At 69.2% G+C, this 20,286-nt stretch carries 14 protein-coding genes and 3 tRNA genes; 8 read left to right on the forward strand and 9 right to left on the reverse strand.

Features of this window, described 5'->3' with window-relative positions; genetic code table 11:
- Nucleotides 1-345: 345 nt before the first annotated feature.
- Complete coding sequence (locus Vgi01_RS26035; protein ID WP_204292838.1) at nucleotides 346-1,413, reverse strand: DUF1996 domain-containing protein; 1,068 nt, start codon at nucleotides 1,411-1,413, stop codon at nucleotides 346-348.
- A 716-nt stretch (nucleotides 1,414-2,129) separates the two neighbouring features.
- Here Vgi01_RS26035 and Vgi01_RS26040 point away from each other — a divergent pair.
- Nucleotides 2,130-4,589: a non-reducing end alpha-L-arabinofuranosidase family hydrolase gene (locus tag Vgi01_RS26040; RefSeq protein ID WP_373307041.1), complete on the forward strand. Its 2,460-nt coding sequence runs from the start codon at nucleotides 2,130-2,132 to the stop codon at nucleotides 4,587-4,589.
- Nucleotides 4,590-4,744: 155 nt separating this feature from the next.
- On the forward strand, nucleotides 4,745-6,091 hold the full coding sequence (locus tag Vgi01_RS26045; protein ID WP_204292839.1) for a poly(ethylene terephthalate) hydrolase family protein: 1,347 nt from the start codon (nucleotides 4,745-4,747) through the stop codon (nucleotides 6,089-6,091).
- 146 nt (nucleotides 6,092-6,237) lie between these two features.
- Here the strand turns inward: Vgi01_RS26045 and Vgi01_RS26050 are convergent, their stop codons facing one another.
- The 3 genes from Vgi01_RS26050 to Vgi01_RS26060 form a co-directional block, all read right to left on the reverse strand.
- Nucleotides 6,238-7,872, reverse strand: coding sequence for a hypothetical protein (locus tag Vgi01_RS26050; RefSeq protein WP_146017647.1), 1,635 nt, complete (start codon nucleotides 7,870-7,872; stop codon nucleotides 6,238-6,240).
- A 193-nt stretch (nucleotides 7,873-8,065) separates the two neighbouring features.
- Nucleotides 8,066-8,138: transfer RNA gene (locus tag Vgi01_RS26055), tRNA-Arg, on the reverse strand.
- 35 nt (nucleotides 8,139-8,173) lie between these two features.
- Nucleotides 8,174-8,264, reverse strand: a tRNA-Ser gene (locus Vgi01_RS26060).
- Nucleotides 8,265-8,877: 613 nt separating this feature from the next.
- Between Vgi01_RS26060 and Vgi01_RS26065 the strand changes: the two genes are divergently transcribed.
- The gene (locus Vgi01_RS26065) at nucleotides 8,878-9,756 is read left to right on the forward strand and encodes a hypothetical protein (RefSeq protein ID WP_204292840.1); all 879 of its coding nucleotides are present in this window, start codon (nucleotides 8,878-8,880) and stop codon (nucleotides 9,754-9,756) included.
- 72 nt (nucleotides 9,757-9,828) lie between these two features.
- Here Vgi01_RS26065 and Vgi01_RS26070 read toward each other — a convergent pair whose 3' ends face one another.
- Nucleotides 9,829-10,599, reverse strand: coding sequence for a CPBP family intramembrane glutamic endopeptidase (locus Vgi01_RS26070; protein WP_204292841.1), 771 nt, complete (start codon nucleotides 10,597-10,599; stop codon nucleotides 9,829-9,831).
- A gap of 150 nt (nucleotides 10,600-10,749) precedes the next feature.
- Between Vgi01_RS26070 and Vgi01_RS26075 the strand changes: the two genes are divergently transcribed.
- On the forward strand, nucleotides 10,750-11,868 hold the full coding sequence (locus Vgi01_RS26075) for a globin domain-containing protein (RefSeq protein ID WP_102660920.1): 1,119 nt from the start codon (nucleotides 10,750-10,752) through the stop codon (nucleotides 11,866-11,868).
- Between the two features lie 203 nt (nucleotides 11,869-12,071).
- On the opposite strand, the gene Vgi01_RS26080 is transcribed toward Vgi01_RS26075, so the two are convergent.
- Entirely contained in the window at nucleotides 12,072-13,586 is a 1,515-nt protein-coding gene (locus tag Vgi01_RS26080) for a peptide deformylase (protein ID WP_204292842.1), read from the reverse strand.
- A gap of 334 nt (nucleotides 13,587-13,920) precedes the next feature.
- On the opposite strand from Vgi01_RS26080, the gene Vgi01_RS26085 reads away from it, so the two are divergent.
- A complete protein-coding gene (locus Vgi01_RS26085) occupies nucleotides 13,921-14,643 on the forward strand; it encodes a hypothetical protein (RefSeq protein WP_204292861.1) in 723 nt (240 codons plus the stop codon).
- A 51-nt stretch (nucleotides 14,644-14,694) separates the two neighbouring features.
- On the opposite strand, the gene Vgi01_RS26090 is transcribed toward Vgi01_RS26085, so the two are convergent.
- Nucleotides 14,695-16,518, reverse strand: coding sequence for a DUF6311 domain-containing protein (locus Vgi01_RS26090; protein WP_373307042.1), 1,824 nt, complete (start codon nucleotides 16,516-16,518; stop codon nucleotides 14,695-14,697).
- A 210-nt stretch (nucleotides 16,519-16,728) separates the two neighbouring features.
- On the opposite strand from Vgi01_RS26090, the gene Vgi01_RS26095 reads away from it, so the two are divergent.
- Nucleotides 16,729-17,439, forward strand: a complete 711-nt coding sequence (locus Vgi01_RS26095; protein WP_204292844.1) for a class I SAM-dependent methyltransferase — start codon at nucleotides 16,729-16,731, stop codon at nucleotides 17,437-17,439.
- Between the two features lie 181 nt (nucleotides 17,440-17,620).
- Here the strand turns inward: Vgi01_RS26095 and Vgi01_RS26100 are convergent, their stop codons facing one another.
- A complete protein-coding gene (locus Vgi01_RS26100; RefSeq protein ID WP_204292845.1) occupies nucleotides 17,621-18,154 on the reverse strand; it encodes a YbhB/YbcL family Raf kinase inhibitor-like protein in 534 nt (177 codons plus the stop codon).
- A 101-nt stretch (nucleotides 18,155-18,255) separates the two neighbouring features.
- Between Vgi01_RS26100 and Vgi01_RS26105 the strand changes: the two genes are divergently transcribed.
- Entirely contained in the window at nucleotides 18,256-19,026 is a 771-nt protein-coding gene (locus Vgi01_RS26105; protein ID WP_204292846.1) for a phosphotransferase, read from the forward strand.
- 36 nt (nucleotides 19,027-19,062) lie between these two features.
- Here Vgi01_RS26105 and Vgi01_RS26110 read toward each other — a convergent pair.
- Nucleotides 19,063-19,149, reverse strand: a tRNA-Ser gene (locus tag Vgi01_RS26110).
- Between the two features lie 157 nt (nucleotides 19,150-19,306).
- Here Vgi01_RS26110 and Vgi01_RS26115 point away from each other — a divergent pair.
- Entirely contained in the window at nucleotides 19,307-20,284 is a 978-nt protein-coding gene (locus Vgi01_RS26115) for an NAD(P)H-quinone oxidoreductase (RefSeq protein ID WP_204292847.1), read from the forward strand.
- Nucleotides 20,285-20,286: the final 2 nt, after the last annotated feature.

Genomic DNA, 20,286 nt, shown 5'->3' on the forward strand with positions numbered 1-20,286 from the left:
GGTCTCACCCGGTCGGGGCCGCGTGGCTGGCCCCCCTCGCCGGGCGGCCCCGACCGGAGCGCAACGGGAATCAGCCGAGGCTGTTCCCGGTCTGGGTGTCGACGTGGTAGCTAGCCATGCTGGTATCCGCTCCTGTCCTGCTGGACTGCTCCGAAGGGGTCCGGATTGCCCGGCACGGTCAGCGCCACCGGCGTTGACACCACCCACACGGTTACCGACACGCAGCGGTTCACACAGTTCGACGGCGAGGCCGGAAAGTGGTCGGCACCACAGCCGGACGGCACATCTGAACCGGTTCGCGACCGGTTCCGTGTGCTTGCCGAGCCGACGGAGGAGGCTCGGTCGTCAGCTGCGAAGTGCCGGCCCAGACGCTGCGGACTGCTCGTCGACGCAGGTCCGGCCGCTGTTCAGGCAGCCGACCACCCGCGCCATCAGCTCGTCCGGCATGAGGTTGACGAAGAACGCGTGATCGGTGAGGGGGCTGTTGCGTTGCCCGTCGAACGCGTCGATCTGGAACCGCTTGCCGGTCGGCAGGTCGTAGGCGGCGACCAGGCGCAACTGCGGCACCGGGAAGGTGCCCTTCGGGCAGCCGCCGTCCACCGTCGGGAAGACGAGGTGCGCCCGGTGGTCGGGGGTGTCCAGGTGGCGACCGTCCCAGCAGCTCGGGAAGTCGTGGATGCGGACCACCTGGTCGCCCGGCGGGCAGACCGGATAACTGGTGGTACGCCGGTCAGGCGTACTGTCGCAGGTCCAGGTGGCCCGCGCCCGCGCGCCGCCGTTGGTGATCGCCGCAGCGTCACCGACGGTGCCCCGCAGCAGGCGCGGCATCGGCACGACGTTGCCCTGCGGGTTGCCCCGGTAGGTCAGGGTGAACGCGCTCGGCACCTGGATCCGCCCACCGTGCCCGTCGGTCGGGCCGTCGTACCCGCCGGTCGGGCCGTCGTGCCCATCGGCGGGTTCTTCGTCGACCAGGCGCAGCACCGGCCAGAAGTACGTCGACAGGTCGCCGTTGCGGCAACTGGTCTCGCCGTCGGCCAGGCTCTCGATGGTGGAGTCGACATCGGTGGAGAGGTTGCCGACGTAGTCGTGCACGTGGTGGGCGGGGCCGGGGTAACCGGGCGCGGAGACCACGTTCACGGTGTTGCGGTGGCCGTTCTCGTTGCGACCGCAGTCCCAGGTGTAGCTTCCGGTCGCGGCACCGACGGCCGGCACCGGCTGGGTGAGGTTCGGTGGTACGGCGTCGATGTCGACGAAGTCGGCGCCCAACCGGGCCGCGATCCCGGTGCCCGCCGGTGCCCCACCGAGGTTGACGCCACAGCCGGCGACCAGACCCAGCCCGGCTCCGATCAGCGCCATCTCCAGCGTCATCACCAGGGCGTACGCCCGCCGCCGAGCCATCCCCGCCTTGCTCATGACGTCACCATATGCAGCTTCCGCCGCATCCCACGCCGGCCCTCGGCCCGCCGATGAGCCGTGCTGACCAGCACAAACGCCTTTGGTTCTAGATCCCCTGTCGCTGTTGGTGTGACGATCGACGCGGAGTGACCCGGGTTACCGGGCCGCCCACCGCGCGTCCTCTCCGAGCGGGCGGCCGGCCGAGCAGTTCGGTGAGCGCACCCGACAGTTGCGGGGTGAGTTGGCGGGCTGGTGCTGTACCTCCCGGCGGATAGACGCGCGGGCCGGACCGGAAGGTTGACGCACACTTCGTGGCTTTTCCGCGTCACCGGAGGTGTCGATTCCTCCACTGCGGAGCGACGGCCGGAAACGGTACCGATTGCTTACCGAAACTACCGGTTGAAAAGGCTGGAACTTTCTGCCAGCCTGATAGCCACCGATCGATGTTGTCGCTAACATGATCTTCCGGACCGGGGAGGCGCCTCTCGCGACCAAGGCCACCTACGCACCCGGTCACTCTCCACCACCTGCCAGTCCACCGCCCGCAACAACGTCTCCGCGGGCAGACCGGGCCAACCCGTTGGAACCCTTTACACGCTGGTCAGCCGGCTCGCCTCTGGGCGAACGCTGACGTGAGTCCCGGCCTGCTCGGCGGACTCGACATCGTGGGTCGCCGCCATCGGAGCGCCCCGTACAGCGACAGACATCTCCTATCCCACTAGTGGAGGATCAGCATGATCTCCCGGACCCGTCCCTCCGGGCGTCGACTACGAACGCTCTCCCTGACCGGAACGACCGCGATAGTTGCGGTCCTCGCCGCGTCGATGCTGCCCACTCTGGCCCATGCCGCCGAGTCCACCCTGGCTGCGGCCGCGGGCCAGTCCGGTCGGTACTTCGGTGCCGCCGTGGCGGCGAACAAGCTCAACGACGGCGTCTACACCGGAATCCTGAACCGCGAGTTCAACAGCGTCACCGCCGAGAACGAAATGAAAATCGACGCGCTGGAGCCGCAGCAGAACAACTTCACGTTCGGCAACGCGGACCGGATCGTCAACCACGCCCTCTCCCGGGGCTGGAAGGTCCGAGGTCACACCCTGGCCTGGCACTCGCAGCAGCCCGCCTGGATGGAGCGGATGGAAGGGCAGGCGCTGCGCGCGGCCATGCTCAACCACGTCACCCGGGTCGCGACCTACTACCGCGGCAAGATCGACTCGTGGGACGTGGTGAACGAGGCGTTCGAGGACGGCAACAGCGGCGCCCGCCGTAACTCCAACCTCCAGCGCACCGGCGGAGACTGGATCGAGGCCGCGTTCCGGGCCGCCCGCGCCGCCGACCCGGGCGCCAAGCTCTGCTACAACGACTACAACACCGACAACTGGACCTGGGCGAAGACCCAGGCCGTCTACAACATGGTGCGGGACTTCAAGCAGCGCGGTGTACCGATCGACTGCGTGGGCTTCCAGTCGCACTTCAACGCCCAGTCGGCGTACAACAGCAACTACCGCACCACGCTGTCCAGCTTCGCCGCCCTCGGGGTGGACGTGCAGATCACCGAGCTGGACATCGAGGGTTCGGGCAGCACCCAGGCCAACACCTACCGCGCCGTGGTCAACGACTGCCTGGCGGTCCCCCGCTGCAACGGCATCACCGTGTGGGGCATCCGGGACAGCGACTCCTGGCGTTCCTACGGCACGCCGCTGCTGTTCGACAACAACGGCAACAAGAAGCAGGCGTACACGGCCACCCTGGACGCGCTGAACAGCGCCACCCCCGGGCCGACCCCCACGCCGACCACTCCGGGACCGACCCCGACCCCGACCCCGCCTCCATCCGGCTCCGCCAACGAGATCGTCGGCAACCAGTCGGGCCGGTGCATCGACGTACCGAACGCGTCACAGAGCAACGGCACCCGCGTCCAGCTCTACGACTGCAACAAGCAGACCAACCAGGCCTGGACGTACACCGCGAACAAGCAACTTCAGGTGTACGGCAACATGTGCCTGGACGCCGCCGGCACCGGCAACGGCGCAGCCGTGCAGATCTACAGCTGCCACAGCGGCACCAACCAGCAGTGGAACGTCAACTCCAACGGCACCATCAGCGGAGTCCAGTCCGGACGCTGCCTCGACGTCTGGAGCACCTCCAACGGCGCCCAGGTCCAGCTCTACGACTGCCACACCGGTGCCAACCAGCAGTTCCGGCTCGTCTCCCTCGGCGGTTCCAACCCGCCGCCGACCACCCCGCCGCCCACCACCCCGCCGCCGACGTCTCCGCCGCCCGGCACCAGCTGTGACCTGCCGTCGTCGTACCGGTGGTCGTCGACCGGCGCGCTCGCGCAGCCGAGGTCGGGTTGGGTGTCGTTGAAGGACTTCACCCACGCGCCGTACAACGGTCAGCACCTGGTCTACGCCACCACCCACGACACGGGCACGACCTGGGGCTCGATGAACTTCGGCCTGTTCTCCAACTGGAACCAGATGGGCTCGGCCAGCCAGAACCAGATGCCCTTCGCCGCCGTCGCGCCGTCACTGTTCTACTTCGCGCCGCGCAACATCTGGGTCCTCGCGTACCAGTGGGGTGGACCGGCGTTCTCGTACCGGACCTCGACCGACCCGACCAACGTCAACAGCTGGTCGTCCGCGCAGACCCTGTTCACCGGGTCGATCTCGAACTCCAGCACCGGCCCGATCGACCAGGCGCTCATCGGTGACGACCAGAACATGTACCTGTTCTTCGCCGGCGACAACGGCCGCATCTACCGGGCAAGCATGCCGATCGGCAACTTCCCCGGCAGCTTCGGGTCGAACTACACCACGATCATGACCGACACCACGAACAACCTCTTCGAGGGTGTCCAGGTGTACAAGCTCCAGGGCCAGCAGCGCTACCTGATGCTGGTCGAGGCGATCGGCTCCCAGGGCCGCTACTTCCGGTCCTTCACGGCCACCAGCCTCGGCGGCACCTGGACCCCGCAGGCCACGTCCGAGAGCAACCCGTTCGCGGGCAAGGCCAACAGCAACGCGACCTGGACCAACGACATCAGCCACGGCGAACTCATCCGCAGCAACGCCGACCAGACCATGACCATTGACCCCTGCAACCTCCAACTGCTCTACCAGGGGCGGTCCCCCAACTCGGGCGGCGACTACGGCCTCCTGCCCTACCGCCCGGGAGTACTGACTCTGCAGCGCTGACCGCGTGCAGGTCCGGCTCGGGCACAGCCGGAGCGGGCGGGTTCGGCACCAGCCGAGCCCGCCCACCCCTTAATCACCCCCACCACCAGGAGGTACCGACCGTGCAAGGACAGGCACACCATCCCCCACCCGGGGCGACCACCGACGCTGACCGAGTGCCCAGCTTTCGGGGACGGCTGACCAAGCTCGCCGCCGCCGGGATCGCCGCCGCCGTCGGACTGCTCACCGTGACGGTGGCGGCCGGGTCGGCGTCGGCCGCCGACAACCCGTACGAGCGGGGCCCGGACCCCACCCGGACCAGCGTCGCCACCGAGCGCGGCCCCTTCGCCAACACCTCGGTCAGCGTCCCCACCGGGTACGGCTTCAACGGCGGCCGGATCTACTACCCGACCGACACCAGCCAGGGCACCTTCGGAGCCATCGCCATCTCGCCGGGCTACACCGCACTGTTCTCCGCGGAACTGGCCTGGATGGGACCGTGGCTGGCATCCCACGGCTTCGTCGTGATCGGCATCGAGACCAACAGCCGTAACGACTTCGACACCGCCCGCGGCACCCAGCTGCTCGCCGCGTTGGACTACCTGACGCAGCAGAGCCCGGTACGCGACCGGGTCGACGCGAGCCGGTTGGCCGTCGCCGGTCACTCCATGGGTGGCGGTGGCGCGCTGAGCGCCGCCACGCGGCGTCCGGCGTTGAAGGCGGCGGTCGGCATCACGCCCTTCTCGCCGTCGTCGAACCTGGCCAACGACCGGGTGCCCACGATGGTCATCTCCGGGCAGGCCGACACGGTGGTCACCCCGTCCTACGCCCTCGACCTGTACAACAGCCTCCCGTCCACCACGGAGAGCGTGTACGTCGAGGTCGCCGGCGGGGACCACGGCTTCATGGTCGGACGGTCGAACCCGGTGATGATCCGGACCATGCTGCCCTTCCTGAAGATCTTCGTCGACAACGATGCCCGGTACAGCCAGTTCCTGTGCCCGCTGATGGACAACAGCGGCGTGGTCACCTACCGCAGCACCTGCCCGCTGATCGACACCCCGACCACTCCGCCGCCGACCAGCCCCCCGCCCACCAGCCCGCCGCCGACCAGCCCTCCGCCCACCACGCCGCCGCCGGGCTCGGCCACCCAGATCGTCGGCGTCCAGTCGAACCGCTGCATCGATGTCCCGAACTCCTCCCGGAACAACGGCACCCGGGTCCAGCTCTACGACTGCCACGGACAGACCAACCAGTCGTGGACCTACACCGCGAACAGGCAACTTCAGGTGTACGGCAACATGTGCCTGGATGCCGCCGGCACCGGCAACGGCGCAGCCGTGCAGATCTACAGCTGCCACGGCGGCACCAACCAGCAGTGGAACGTCAACTCCAACGGCACCATCAGCGGAGTCCAGTCCGGGCGCTGCCTGGACGTCTGGAGCACCTCCAACGGTGCCCAGGTCCAGCTCTACGACTGCCACGGCGGCACCAACCAGCGATTCAACCTCGTCGCACGGTGACAGTGGTTGACGGCCTGTTCGAGAACAGGCAGGTCAGCTAGCTCCAGATCGGAAGCGGGCGGGCTCGACATCACGTCGGGCCCGCCCGTTTCGCATAGGCAACCTCCGCCCGACTACAGCGGAGCGCCTCCGTCGGAGCAGGTCGATCAGCCGATCGCGTACGCCCGGATGATCGTCACATCGGTGTAGCCGCCGGTGGTGTCGGTGACCCTCGTCCGCAGCGAGACCGCTCCGGAGGTGGGGTTGCCGACCTGGGCGGTCCAGGTGCCGTCGATCTTCTTGACCTTCACCGAACGCCAGGTCTTGCCGCCGTCGAACGAGGCCTTGGCGGTGACCGTCTTCACCTTCGGGTTCTTGCCAAGTTTGGCGTCAGGGCTGAGCTTGGGCCGGCTCAACGTCAACTTGACGTCGGTGGTGCTGCCCGGCTTCGCCTGGTTGTAGAGGTTCAGGCCGGTGGGCAGCATGGTGACGGCGTAGACGGGCGCTGTCACCGAGGTGTTCGGCTTCGCCTTGAACCGGTACGTGACGCTTGTCTTCGGCGACAGCATCCCGGCTGGGAAGGTGATCTCCGGGTAGTAACGGCTCGCGTTGTTGGTGAGCTTGTACCAGCCGGATTTCTTCACCTTGTATTCAAGGAACGTATCGCCGGGCTCCCAGCCCTTGTCCTTCTTGGTCTTGACCGTCTTGCCACCGAAGGTCAGCGTCGCGGTCGCCTTGTCGCCGCCCTCGACGTTGTCGTCGCGAGGGAAACCGGGATCGGCGAACATGCTGTTCAGCAAGTAGGAGATCCGGCCGTTGATCACGATCGGCAGCCGCGCGGACGGGCCCCAGGCAGCCCGGAAGAAGTTCAGGGTGTGCGACTTGCCCGCCACAACCTTGCGGGACACCATGTAGCCGCCGGGGGTGACAGTGGTGCCGTCCTTGGCTGCTGCATAGCTGCTGGCGCGGATCAACCAGTTGCCGGGTGAGAGGTGCACCTTGGTCCGGTACGGCCGGTCGGCGCCGAAAAGGCCGGCGTACATGTGGTCACCGCAGACGCGGTTGGTCGGCTGCACCGCGAAGTGGAGGCCGTCGATTGTCGCGGCCGTGCCCTGCCGGCCCGTCGCGTTCACCGTACCGAGCGAGGAGCGCTTGTAGGTCTTGGACAGCCCACTGGGCACGCCGGTGCGGGTGTACATGACCGCGTAGCTGTCGGAGAGCCCGGAGCCGTCGCTCCACTGCCGCATCGCGGCGAAGGCAAGCTTCTTCGACGAGTTGGGAATGACGTAGAGGCTGCTGCCGTCCCAGTCCGAAGCCTCGACGTCGTAGCTGGCGGAGTCGGACCTGGTGCAGATCTGCGCCCTGGTCTGCGCCATGATTCCTTCACCAGCCGGCGCTGGGCTGACACCCAAGGTGATCTTCTTGCCCTTGCGGGCGTCCACAGTCGTCTTGCTGGCACCGGAGACCTTGACCGTACGCGCGCCGAGCGTCACCGCGGAGCCGGTCCTGATCGAGGCGAGCACCGCGTAGCTGCCCTTCGGCAGCTTCGTCGACTTGTTGGACTTCACCGAGCGGCTCGAACTGGTGGCGAGGTTGACCACCGTCGTGGTGACGTTGACCTTCTTGCCGTTGCGATCCAGCGTGGTGATGGTGAGCGTGTTGCTTGCGGCGATCGCAGGGGCGCCGATGGCCAGCAGGATTGCCGGCACGAGCGCCGCCGCGACGACCTTGCCGACACTCCGGCGGCGGCTACGGGTGGACGCGCCCAGGCTGGCACCGGCCGGGCTGAGTCGATCAGACAATTCCACATCCTCATGGGTGGAAACCAATCCAGCCCGTACGACAACGGGCGGAGCGCCGATGATAGATCGGGACCACCCACTCCCGCTGACCTGAACGACCGCGACGAGGGCCGCTGCCACGGCGCGGGCGCGACCGACGGCTAGATAGCAAGAAGCCCCCTAGCGGCTGTTGGGCCTGCTAGGGGGCTGTCTGCGCGCCCGAAGGGACTCGAACCCCTAACCTTCTGATCCGTAGTCAGATGCTCTATCCGTTGAGCTACGGGCGCTGGTGCTCGGCCAGTCTACACACCCGGCCTTCGCGCGGAGACTCCGGGATTCGAACCCGGGAGGGGCTTTAAGACCCCAACCGCATTAGCAGTGCGGCGCCATAGACCAGACTAGGCGAAGTCTCCCTGGTGGCCCTGCAGACCACCGCGCCCGAGGATACAGGTCCGCCCCGGCCGGGAGCAAAGCGACTATCGGGTGCCGCTCGACCGTGGCCGCGCGGATGGGGAACGTGACCGCTGTGCGCTGCCGTTTTCCGGACTACGCTCCATCGACATGCAGGAGCAGCCGCCCAGCGAGCAGGACCGCCCGAAGTCTGCCGAGGGAGCACGTCGGCGCTCCCCGGAGGCGACCTTCACGCCACCTCCGGCACCGCCCGCCCCGACCCCGGAGGAGCGGAACGAGCCTGGTGGGGCACGTCCTCGGCGTGCGAAGGCGGCTCCCGGCGTGCTGTTCCAGCCGCCTCCCACTGCGGAGCAGCCGCTGCCGCGGCAGGCGCGGTCAGCCTCGTCCTCACCCGCACCGCCGCCGTTCGCGGCCACGCCGGTCGACGTCGGCGAGACGCGGATCACCGATTCGACCTCGGGCCCGGGGAGGCCTCAGCTCAGTGGCGAGGAGGGCCAGCCGGAGCCGCCGACAATTCCGCAGGCTCCCCGCACAGCGAGGAAGGCTGCCCCGAAGAAGGCGACGCCGGCCAAGAGAGCAACTCCCGCCAAAAGAGCGACTCCTGCCAAGAGCGCCGTGCCGCCGGGCACCACGGTCGAGGACGCCGACGTCACCGGGACGAGCGCTGCGAAGAAGGCGCCAGCACGCAGGGCCGCGTCCGCGAAGGCGACCCCGCAGCCACTCGCGGCCAAGAAGACACCGGCCCGCAAGGCCGCCGCCCAGCGGACCGCACCCACAGCCACAGCGGCCGAGCCGGACCTGACCAGCAGCACGGCTGCTGGCCGGGCCGGGGTCGCTGGCAGCACCGGCGAGGTGCCGGAGGTGGAGTTGCGGGCGCTTGTGGCGCGCGTACTCGATCATCCGGGTTTCGCGCCGGAGTTGCTGGCGCTGACGGCGGTCGAGGTGCTCGGGCCGCGCGCTGCGCAGTGGGCTCGGCGGCTGCGGGAGACGTACCCGGGGGCGAGCGCGGACGGTCTGGCTCGGCTGGCCGGTCAGCGGTTCGTCCGGCAGGCGACGGTCGGTGGGGCGGGTGCCGCGTTGGCCGGTGCCTTTGCGCCGGTGGCCGAGTTGGCCGTGGTGCTCTGGTCGCAGGCGAGTCTGGTGCTGCACCTGGCGGCGGCGTACGACCGGGATCCGGCGCACCCGGACCGGGCGGCGGAGCTGTTGGTGCTGACCCTGGTGCATCCGGACCTGGAGGCCGCCCGTTCGGCGCTGGCGGCGGCCCGCGCGGCCGACGGCCCCGGCGAGGAACCCGGCCCCCGGGCGCTCGAAGCCGCCTGGCGGCTGGCCGCTCCCCTGACCGCCCAGGCCGGCGGCTGGCTGGCCCTGCGCCTGGCATCGCGCCTCATCCCCGGCGCCGCCCCCCTGACCGCCGCCATCACCACCTCCACCACCACCCAACGCCTCATCGCCCGAGCCCTCACCGCCTACCGCCCACCCCGAAACCAAAGTTGATCAAGAGGTTTGCGTCAGATCAGGCCCCATTGCAGACGCAAACCTCTTGATCAACCACGTAGAAAAGGGGGGTCAGAGCCAGGTGAGCCAGGAGTCGGGGACGAGGGTGTAGCCGACGAAGGCGACGATGTCCAGCAGGGCGTGGGCAACGATGAGGGGCATGATGCGGCGGGTGCGCAGGTAGAAGTAGCTGAAGACGATGCCCATCACGGCGTTGCCGACGAACGCGCCGAAGCCCTGGTAGAGGTGGTAGGAGGCGCGGAGCAGGGCGCTGGTGGCGATGATCGCGCCGACCCGCCACTGGAGTTGCCGCAGCCGGGTCATCAGGTAGCCGACCACGATCACCTCCTCCAGGATCGAGTTCTGGAAGGCAGCGAGGATCAGCACCGGCACGGCCCACCACAGGTCGGGTAACGCGGCCGGGACCAGTGTGGCGTTGAGGCCGAGTTGGGCCGCCGCCCAGAACAGGGCGAGGCCGGGCAGCCCGATCAGCGCCGCCAGCCCGGCACCCTGGGCCAGGTCGGGTCCGGGCCGCCGGAAGTCCACGCCGAGGGTCCGCGCCGGGTCGCCGGGGTCACGCGCCAGCAGGTGTACGGCGAGCAGCACCGGCAGCAACGCGAAGACGATCCCGAGCAGCTGGTACGTGAGGTCGAGGTACGGCCGAGCCGACGCGGAGGTGTTGAGCGCGGCGGTCTGCTTCGACAGCCCACCCTCGGCGGTGAGCTTCGCGATGATCGACACCGTGGCATAGACGGCCGACTGGCCGAGGGAGAGGCCCAGCACCAGGAGTGTTTCGGTGCCGAGCATCCGGCGGGACACCGGTCGGGTGAGCTCAACGGTCACCGCACCACTCTGCCCGACCGGCCGCACTGCCGGCACCCGGGTGCCACTGAGTCGGCCTCACGATGCGATCGCACATTCTGTGCGACCTTCATACACGCTCCGTGGACATTCTATGGGGGCCTGAACCGCCGTCAGAGAAGGAGCGCCCCCGTGGACAACTTCGCGCGGCTACTGAAGGAGAGCTGGGCCCTCGTCGAGGCCGACCGGGTCCGGTTGAGCGAACACTTCTACGCCCGGCTCTTCCTCCTCGATCCGGAACTGCGCAAACTCTTCCCGGTACAGATGGCCGGGCAGGGCGACCGGCTGCTGGAAGCGATCATCGCGGCGATCCACACGGTGGACGACCCGGAGGGCTTCGACGAGTTCCTCCGTGCGCTCGGCCGGGACCACCGCAAGTACCACGTCGAGGCGGCGAACTACGACACCATGGGCGTGGCGCTGCTGGACGCGCTGCGCAGCACCGCCGGGGACGGCTGGAACCTGGAGTACGACCAGGCCTGGCGGGACGCGTACGCGGCGATCAGCGAGAAGATGCTGGCCGGCGCGGCGGCGGACGACAACCCGCCGTTCTGGCACGCCGAGGTGCTCACCCACGAGCGGTACGGGCCGGACACCGCCGTGTTCACCTGCCGGGCGCTGCAACATCCGCTCGCCTGGAAGGCGGGGCAGTACGTCAGCATCGAGGCACCGCGCTACCACCCCCGGGTGTGGCGCACGTACTCGGTGGCCAACGCCCCGAACGACGACAACGTGCTGGAGTTCCACGTCCGTACGCCCGAGGGCGCCGGCTGGGTCTCCGGTGCCCTGGTCCGCCGGGTGAAGCCGGGTGACCTGCTGCGGGTGGCCGCCCCGATGGGTTCGATGACCCTGGACCGCTCGTCGGATCGGGACGTGCTCTGTGTCGCCGGTGGTGTCGGACTGGCCCCGATCAAGGCGCTGGTGGAGGAGTTGGTCAGCTTCAACCGGACCCGTTGGGTGCACGTCTTCTACGGCGCGCGTACCGAGTCCGACCTCTACGGGTTGGACGGGTTGCGCGACCTGGTGGCGGCGCATCCGTGGTTGTCGGTGACCTCCGCCTGTAGTGACGACCCGGACTTCGACGGCGAGCACGGCGACATCTCCGACGTGGTGGCCCGCTACGGCCCGTGGACGACGCACGACTGCTACGTCTCCGGCTCGGCGGCCATGGTGCGGTCGACGCTGCGGGTCCTCGCGGCCGACGACGTCCCGCCGCAGCACACCCGGTACGACACCTTCGGCAACCTGTAGAGCTTTTCTCCCCCCGAACCGGGGCGCGTGCCCCTGCCCCCTGGGGCACGCGCCCCGGTCCCCCCGATCGGGCGGACCGGCACCGCCCGCACGACCACGCCTGGCCGGCGTCGTTCCCACCCGGACCAGGCGTGGTCGTGCAACACAGACGCCACCCTGGCCGGCGTCGTTCCCACCCGGACCAGGCGTGGTCGTGCAACAGCTCAGTAGCGCCAGGGGTGGCCGGTCTCGCGGTATTCCTCGATCGGCACCAGCGGCACGCCGGGTGCCATCCGGTCGACGTACAGCCGGCCTTCCAGGTGGTCGATCTCGTGTGCCACCAGGCGGGCCATGCCGAACTCGAACGAGGTGATCACCCGCTGGCCGTCGAGTTGGGCGTGCTCCACGTCGAGCCGGAGCGGGCGCGGCACCAGTCCTCGCTGGTCGAAGAAGGAAAGACAGCCCTCGTACTGCTCGTCGGTGTCGGTTGCCGCGTCGACGACCCGGGGGTTGAGCAGCACCAGCGGCTCGGCGGTCCGGTCGGGCGGGCGGATCATGGCCACGGCCCGGCCGATCTCCAGTTGCGGGGCGGCGATCCCCACTCCCTTGGCGAACGGGTGCAGTTCGTCGAGGCGGGCCAGCGCGTCGGTCAACCGATCGATGACCTCCCGGGCGGCCCGTGCCTCGCGCGGCAGGTCGAACGGGCGGGCCGGTTGCCGCAGCAGGTCGGCGCCGCGTTGGAGAATCCCGAGCCCGCGCATCCGCTCGGAGGGCCGGATCCGCTCGCTCTCCGGTTCGGCGTCCGACTGGGCGCGGAAGCGCCACTGCATCCGGTAGCGGGCGTTCAGCGGCGGGTCGTCGGTCGCCCATTCGAAGATCGCCCGGTCACCCTCGTCGCGCCGGGCGACGGCCCGGCGCAGCGGGCCCTCCTCCGCCGACAGCGAGGTTTCCGCGCCCCAGACCTGCGGGTCCAGTTCGACAGGCAGATCCAGGCGTACGGCGAGGTGCCGGGTCGGTACGCGGACCGCCCGCTGGAACCACGGCCCCCACTTGTCCCGGCCGACGGTGTACGTGTACTCGATGGTGGCGCGGTGACCGGGGTAGAGCGGGAAGCGTCGTTCGCCGTTCTCGAAGAGCAGCCAGATTTCCTTGAACGCGTCCCGGTCGTACTTGGCCCGCCAGTGCATGGCCTCGCGTTCGCCGGATTCCTCCCGGTAGGCCCGGAGGCCGAGTTCGGCGAAGGTGAGCGGGCGTTCCCGGTGGTGCCGGTTGGAGCGCCCAGGGTCGTTGGGGTAGCGGTCCACGGCGACCCGTACCAGGTAGCGGGTGATCGGTTCGGTGCCGGCGTTGTACAGCTCCCGGCGGATCAGGCAGCGGTACCCGTCCTCGGTGTAGGTGAGGATGCTCGACTCGTTCTCGACGATCAGCCCGGTGCCCGGCGGGATCCACCGGCCGGTCGGGTCGGGCTCGCGCGGGTCCCGCTCGGTGCGGGCGTGGCGCAGGTGGTCGTACTCCCGGAAGCGTTGCCAGATCGCGCCGCTTGCCTCCAGGACGGCCTCGGCGCGCCGGGCGAAGTCCTCGGTGGGTCGGTGCCGCCGCCCTTCGACGTGGCTGACGTACGACGGGTCGAAGCCCATGAGCGTGGCCAGCTGCTTTTTGGACAGGCCCCGCTCGGTGCGGTGGCGGGCGAGTTCGGCGGCGAAGGAGTCGGCAGCCCGATCGAGCGGTGAGGTCGTCATCAGCTTCCTCGTGGCCGGGAGTACCAAAACTTTCACGTTCAGTGGCCGGACGTGTACAGGACTGGCACTTTCTCGACAAGAGGCTTGACGATTGGGCGATTCACCCCGATACTGCGGCGCGTTTCCCGATGCACACGCTGGGTAACCGCGTGTCGCGCTTCCCACTTGTTGCCTCTGTAACTGCCTCCGTCGAGGGTTACCACCACCGGCAAAGTGTGGTTAGGCTAGCCTTAATTGAGGATCTCGGACGGAGGTGGAGCACGTGACAGCCGTACTACCGGCACACACCGCCTCCTCGGCGGCTTTCGGTCCGGTGACCGCGACACTGCGGGCCATGTTCGGCACCGACGTCCTCCCCGGGCTGGCACCGGGGCTGCTGGTCGTCGACGAGACCGACTGGGCTCCGGCCACGACCCTCGCCGACGGCGGTCGCCTGCCGGAGCTGCTCGGGTCCGCCGCCCGGCTCTGGGGTGGCAGCCCGCACGCCTCCGCCGCACTGGCCTGGAAGGCGTACAGCTACTGGGCGGCGTTGCCGGTGGTGCTCGGCTGGGCGGTCGCCCGACGCGTACCGCTGCTCGACGCCGACAGCACGCTCATGCACTTCGCCGACCCGCACACCCTGATCACCCTCGGCCTGCGCCAGTCGACCCGGGTCGCGGTGCTGCCGGCCGACCCGCTTGTCGTCACCGAGCCGCAGCGGGTCCAGGTGGTGGCCGACGAGCAGGAGCTGCTGGCGACGCTGCGGGCCAACCTGCTGGAAGCGCACCTGTCGCCGCTGATCACCGCGATCCAGGGTGAGGTCCGCATCGGCACCCGTACGCTGCTCGGTTCGGTGGCCTCCGGCATCGCGCACGGGTTGCTGACGGCCTCCGACAGCGTGCCCGGTTCGACTGTCGATTCGATCGACACCCTGCTCGACACGCTCGGCCTGGCCGACCTGGTGGAGTTGGTGCCCGACGCGGACGGCAAGCCGACCGTGCAGCGGCGCACCTGCTGCCTCGCCTTCACCCTGCCCAAGCCGAAGGTGTGCCAGGGCTGCTGCCTGCGCACCGCCTGACGACCCACCGACCCGCTCACGCTCTCAGCCGGTCAGCGGCCTTCACGCTCTTCAGCCGGTCAGCGGTCGGACGTCCCAGAGCCACACACCGCCGGTGTGCACCGGCTCGATCCCGGTCAACGCGGTCATCGCCTGGCGCAGCGCGTCCGCGCGCTCCTGCGGGGCGAGGACCACCGCGCCGGCCCGCCAGTAGCGCAGATCCTCGACCGCCTCCCGCCGATCCGCTGCGGTGACCGGCGGCACCTCGCCGCTGCGCCGGACGGTGGCGAAGAAGCTGCTGGTCGGGCGGGGCGGCGCGCCGAACAACGCGATCCGATCCTTGCCGGGGCGGGTGTCCGGGCCGAGGAAGTAGCCACGGGCGATCGGCATCTCCAGCCGGGTCTGGGCGGACCAGCGCAGCGGATCGGCGTACTCGGTGTCCGGTAGTGGCAGGGTGACCAAACTGCGGCCGCCGGCCAGGTAGGGACGCCAGGCACCGGAGGTGACGAACTCGGGGGTCGGATCGAGGCGCTTGGTCGGCAGCGGGGTGGGCAGCACCGGCACCAGCGCCATCGCCAGTACGGTCACCGTGCCGATACGGATCTGCGCACGCCGGGCCGGATAGCGGGCCGCCAACTCCCGGGCACGCTCGGCAGCGTAGGCGAGCAGCAGCCCGATGATCGGTGTGATCGCCAGCGCCCAGCGGGTCGGCACCACCGAGTGCAGCACCGGCAGGTCCTCCAGCAGCGCCCACGGGGCCGGTATGCCGGTCCCCTCCCGGTCGAAGCGGATCTCCCGGCCGAGGGAGAGCACCGCGAAGAGCACACCCAACGCGGCAAGCGCGAGCACCACGACGTTGCGGCGCAGCCACCAGACCACCGCCGCCATCAGGATCACCAGCGGCCAGCCGAAGAAGGAGTTCTCCTCGGTGGGGTTCTTGGCCAGGCCGGTCGCGCTCCGCGCGTCCCCGGCCAGGGACTCCCGGGCGTACGCCACGAACGAGGCCAGGTCGGTGGAGTAGCCCCGGATCACCCAGGACAGCCCGTTGTAGGCGCCCGGACCGAAGAACTGGACGTACAGCGGGTACGCCAGCACGATCGCGGACGCCGCCGCGGCGATGCCGAGCCCGGCCAGGAAGGTGCGGGTCCGGCCGCGTAGTTCGGGCCGGGCGAGGGCCAGTGCCACGATCACCACGCCGAGACCGATCGCGGTCATCAGCAGGATCTCCAGGTTCAGGAAGGCCTGCCAGACGATCACCAACGCGAGCAGGAGGCCGTTGCGCAGCCAACGTCCCGCGTCGGCCAGCCGCACCGTACGCCAGATGATCAGGGGTACGACGTACTGCGACACGATGTTCGGGTGCGCGTTGGCGTGCGAGATCATCGCCGGCGCGTACGCGCAGAATGTCGCGCCCAGCCAGGCCGGGCCGCGCGCACCGACGAGCACCCGGGACAGCACGAAGTACCAGGCGGTCGCCGTGGCGATCATCCCCAGCGTGAGGAAGACCAGGAACGCGGTACGGGTGCCGAACACCATCGTGATGGGCGTCATTGGCACCGAAACGGACAAAACTGAGGTATTTGCCACCAGATTGACTGATTCGGGGACGTTCATCCGGTCCGACGAGAAGGGGTAGGCAAATTCGGTCAGGACCCGCGCGCCGTGCGCCATCATCCATTCGAATTGCGCCATATCCGTCTTGTTGTCCCGAATGCCGTGTGTGGGATTCCACCACATCCGGGCCGTCACCCAGAACGCCAGCAGCACGAAACTCGCCACGGCGGCGACGTCCTTCCACCGCCCTGACCTGCTGAAACGCCCGACGCCCCCCAGCTCGCCCGGTGACTCTCCCGCCCCAGACTCCTCGACGTGGCGACCCGGTTCAGGAGTAGTCATAACAATTCGCAGCGTAGTCGGCCATTCAGGCCGTCGTGCAGGGTTCGGGTCACTCGCGTAACATCTGCCAAGTTCGCTGACCACCACCGATCGTGCACCTAGCCCCCGACCAATTCGGTTGTGCCAGACCCCGACAATTCCGTCACGCCGGGCGGATGGTTCACTCAGTCGGTCCTGGCGCGGTCGAGTCGTATCGTGAGGAATCGACGCATGGCAGAAATCACTGGGGATCAGCGCATACAGTCCGAGGTCCTGGAGGGCCTCGCCACCGCGGTCAACCACCGACGCTGGTTCGTCGAGCTGGCCGTGCCCTACCTCGGCGACAACCCGATCGAGATCGGTAGCGGTCTCGGCGACTACGCCCTGGAGTGGGCCGAGCGCCTCCCCCGGTTCACCGCCACCGAAGCCGACCCGGACCGCCTGGTCTCGCTCAAGGAGCGGCTCTCCGACCGGCCCAACATCGAGGTCCGCCAGATGCTCCTGCCGCACTCGGAGCAGGGCGACTACAGCGCCGCGGTGTCGTACAACGTGCTGGAGCACATCGAGGACCACGTCGGCGCCCTGCGCAGCATGGGCGAGCTGGTCCGGCCGGGAGGCGCCGTGGTCATCATCGTGCCGGCCTTCCAGTTCGCGATGAGCCCCGCCGACATCGCCACCGGCCACGTCCGCCGCTACACCAAGAAGACCCTGTCAGCGGCAATGACCGAGGCCGGCCTGCGGGTGGAGAAGATCCACTACGCCAACGCCCTCGGCCTGATCGGCTACTTCATGGCCACCAAGGTCTTTCGCCTGATGCCGAAGGAGGGCCCCATGGTGAAGGTCTACGACACCCTGGTCCTCCCCGCCACCAAGGCCGCCGAACAGGCCATCCTCCCCCCCTTCGGCCAATCCGTCTTCGCCGTAGCCCGCACCCCCGCCTAACCCCCACCCCCACCCCCACCCCACACCCTCCCCGCGGCGCTCCCCCGCCGCGCTCCCCGCCGCGTTGCCCGCCGCGTTGATCAAAAGGTTTGCGTCTGGATCCGGCCGGATTCTGACGCAAACCTCTTGATCAACTGGGTTCAGGGCGCGGGGTTCAGGGCGCGGGGTGCAGGGCGAGGGGTCAGGGCGCGATCTGGTAGGTGGGGCGGATGGTGGCGCGGGCGAGGGTGTGGAAGGTCAGGTTGAAGCCGACGTACGCGGGGGTGGCGTCGGGGGTGAGGTCGAGGCGGTCCACGTCGAGTGCGTGGACCGCGAAGACGTACCGGTGGGGGCGGTCACCGGGCGGCGGGGCCGCGCCGCCGAAGCCCTGCTCGCCGTAGTCGTTGCGGACGGTGAACCCGCCGCGCAGGTCGCCGTCGGCGACCCCCCGCGGCAACTCGGTCACGTCGGCCGGCAGGTTCACCAGCACCCAGTGCCAGAAGCCGCTACCGGTCGGTGCGTCCGGGTCGAAGCAGGTCACCGCGAAACCCTTGGTCTCGGCCGGAAAACCCGACCAGGACAGCTGCGGCGAGACATTGCCGCCGCCGGTGCTGCCGTGCGCGTGCGCAGCATCCATCGGCTCACCGTTCTGGACGTCCTGACTGGTCAGCGTGAACGAGGCGACCGTCGGCAGCAGCTCGTACGGGTCCGGGGCGATGGGACGTTCCAGGGTCATCGACACAGGTCCTTCCGGTGGATGTACTTTTCTGGCACCCTTCATACCCCGCGAGCGGCCCGCATTCGAGCGAACCGCGTACCGACCTTGTCCTGGTGAGCATGACTGAACGACAGGAATTCCGCGGCGGGGTGAACGTCGTGCGCCGTCACGGCGACGTCGTCCACCGGCCGGCGTCACCAGCGACGCCAGCGATCCATCGACTCCTACGGCACCTTCACGACCACGGATTCCACGGCGCTCCGGAGCCACGCGGCTTCGACAGCGAGGGCAACGAGATAGTCACCTTCCTCGACGGTGAGGTGCCCGACGCGCTCACGCCGGACCTGCGTACGCGCGAGTTCCTCACCTCCGCAGCCACCCTGCTGCGCAGGCTCCACGACGCGAGCGTCACGTTCCGGCCGCTCCCCGACGACCACTGGCTCGTCCCGGTCCGGCAGCCGGCCGAGGTCATGTGCCACGGTGACGCCGCCCAGTACAACTGTGTGGTCAAGGGCGGCCGGGCGGTCGGTTTCATCGACTTCGACTGTGCTCATCCCGGGCCACGCAGCTGGGACGTCGCCTACGCTGTCTACCGGTTCGGACCGTTGCAGGGGCCGGACAATCCGGAAAGCTTCGGCACGCCGCAGGAGCAGGGCCGTCGAGTCGCCGACTTCTGCCGCGCGTACGGGCCGGAGGTGGGTGCCGAGGTCGTCGACGTCGTCCCGGACCGCTTACAGGCGCTCATTGACTTCATGCGCGATCAGGCCGGCCAAGGCAACGAGGCGTTCCAGCGGCACATCGCGGAAGGGCACGCCGATCTTTACGCGGCGGACATCCGCTACGTACGGGCGCACCACGACATCCTGCGCGCCGCCTTCGAGCCGAGCTAGCCCAGCCGACAGGACATCGGGCACCTTCTCAACGGGCGGAGGGTGTGGGATTCGAACCCACGAAGACATCGCTGCCTTACCGGTTTTCAAGACCAGCGCCATCGGCCACTAGGCGAACCCTCCCGGACCGCGCGCCGCGCGGCCGTGCTTAGTCTGCCACGCCCGAGCGAGCGCCGAACGGGGGGAGCTACCCGTTTCGTCATGATCACTCACCCTCTGTGCGGGCAGCAGGTGGGGACCTTGAGGTGGGGTGCGGGGCGGATCGGGTAAGACTGGGGACATGCGCGCGATCGTCGTTTCCGAGCCGGGTGGGCCGGAGGTGCTGAGCTGGAGCGAGGTGCCTGATCCACAGCCGGGGCCGGGCGAGGTGCTTGTCGACGTACGGGCCACCGCCGTCAACCGGGCCGACCTGTTGCAGCGGCAGGGGCACTACCCACCCCCACCGGGCGCGTCGGAGTATCTCGGGCTGGAGTGCTCGGGCGTGATCAGCGCGGTCGGTGACGGGGTGGACGGCTGGGCGGTGGGCCAGCAGGTCTGCGCGTTGCTGGCCGGTGGCGGGTACGCCGAGCGGGTGGCGGTGCCGGTGGGGCAGCTGCTTCCCGTACCGGATGGGGTTGATCTGGTGGATGCCGCGGCGTTGCCGGAGGTGGCGTCGACGGTCTGGTCCAACGTGGTCGAGCTGGCGCGGTTGGCGGCGGGCGAGACGTTGCTTGTGCACGGCGGTGGCAGCGGGATCGGCACGTTCGCGATCCAGTTGGGTGCGGCGTGGGGCGCGACGGTGGTGGCGACCGCTCGGGCGGCCAAGCACGATCGGCTGCGGGCGTTGGGTGCGGCGCACCTGATCGACTATCGGGAGCAGGACTTCGTCGAGGAGGTCCGCAGGGTCACCTCCGGCGGGGGCGCCGACGTCATCCTCGACATCATGGGCGCGTCGTACCTGGGCCGTAACGTCGCCGCTCTGGCGTACGACGGGCGGCTCGTGACGATCGGCATGCAGGGTGGGCGCAAGGGGGAGCTGGACCTCGGTGCGTTGCTGGCCAAACGCGGCACCGTCGCCGCGACGGCGCTGCGGTCCCGCCCGTTGGAGCAGAAGAGTGCCATCGTCCGTGGGGTACGCGAACAGGTGTGGCCGCTGGTCGAGGCCTGTCGGATCCGGCCGGTGATCGACCGGCGGATGCCGATCAGCGAGGCGGCCGAGGCGCACCGCCTGGTCGAGTCGAGCGACCATGTCGGCAAGGTGCTGCTGACCGTCGACTGAGC

This window comes from Micromonospora gifhornensis (assembly GCF_016863515.1).
Taxonomy (GTDB): Bacteria; Actinomycetota; Actinomycetes; order Mycobacteriales; family Micromonosporaceae; genus Micromonospora; species Micromonospora gifhornensis.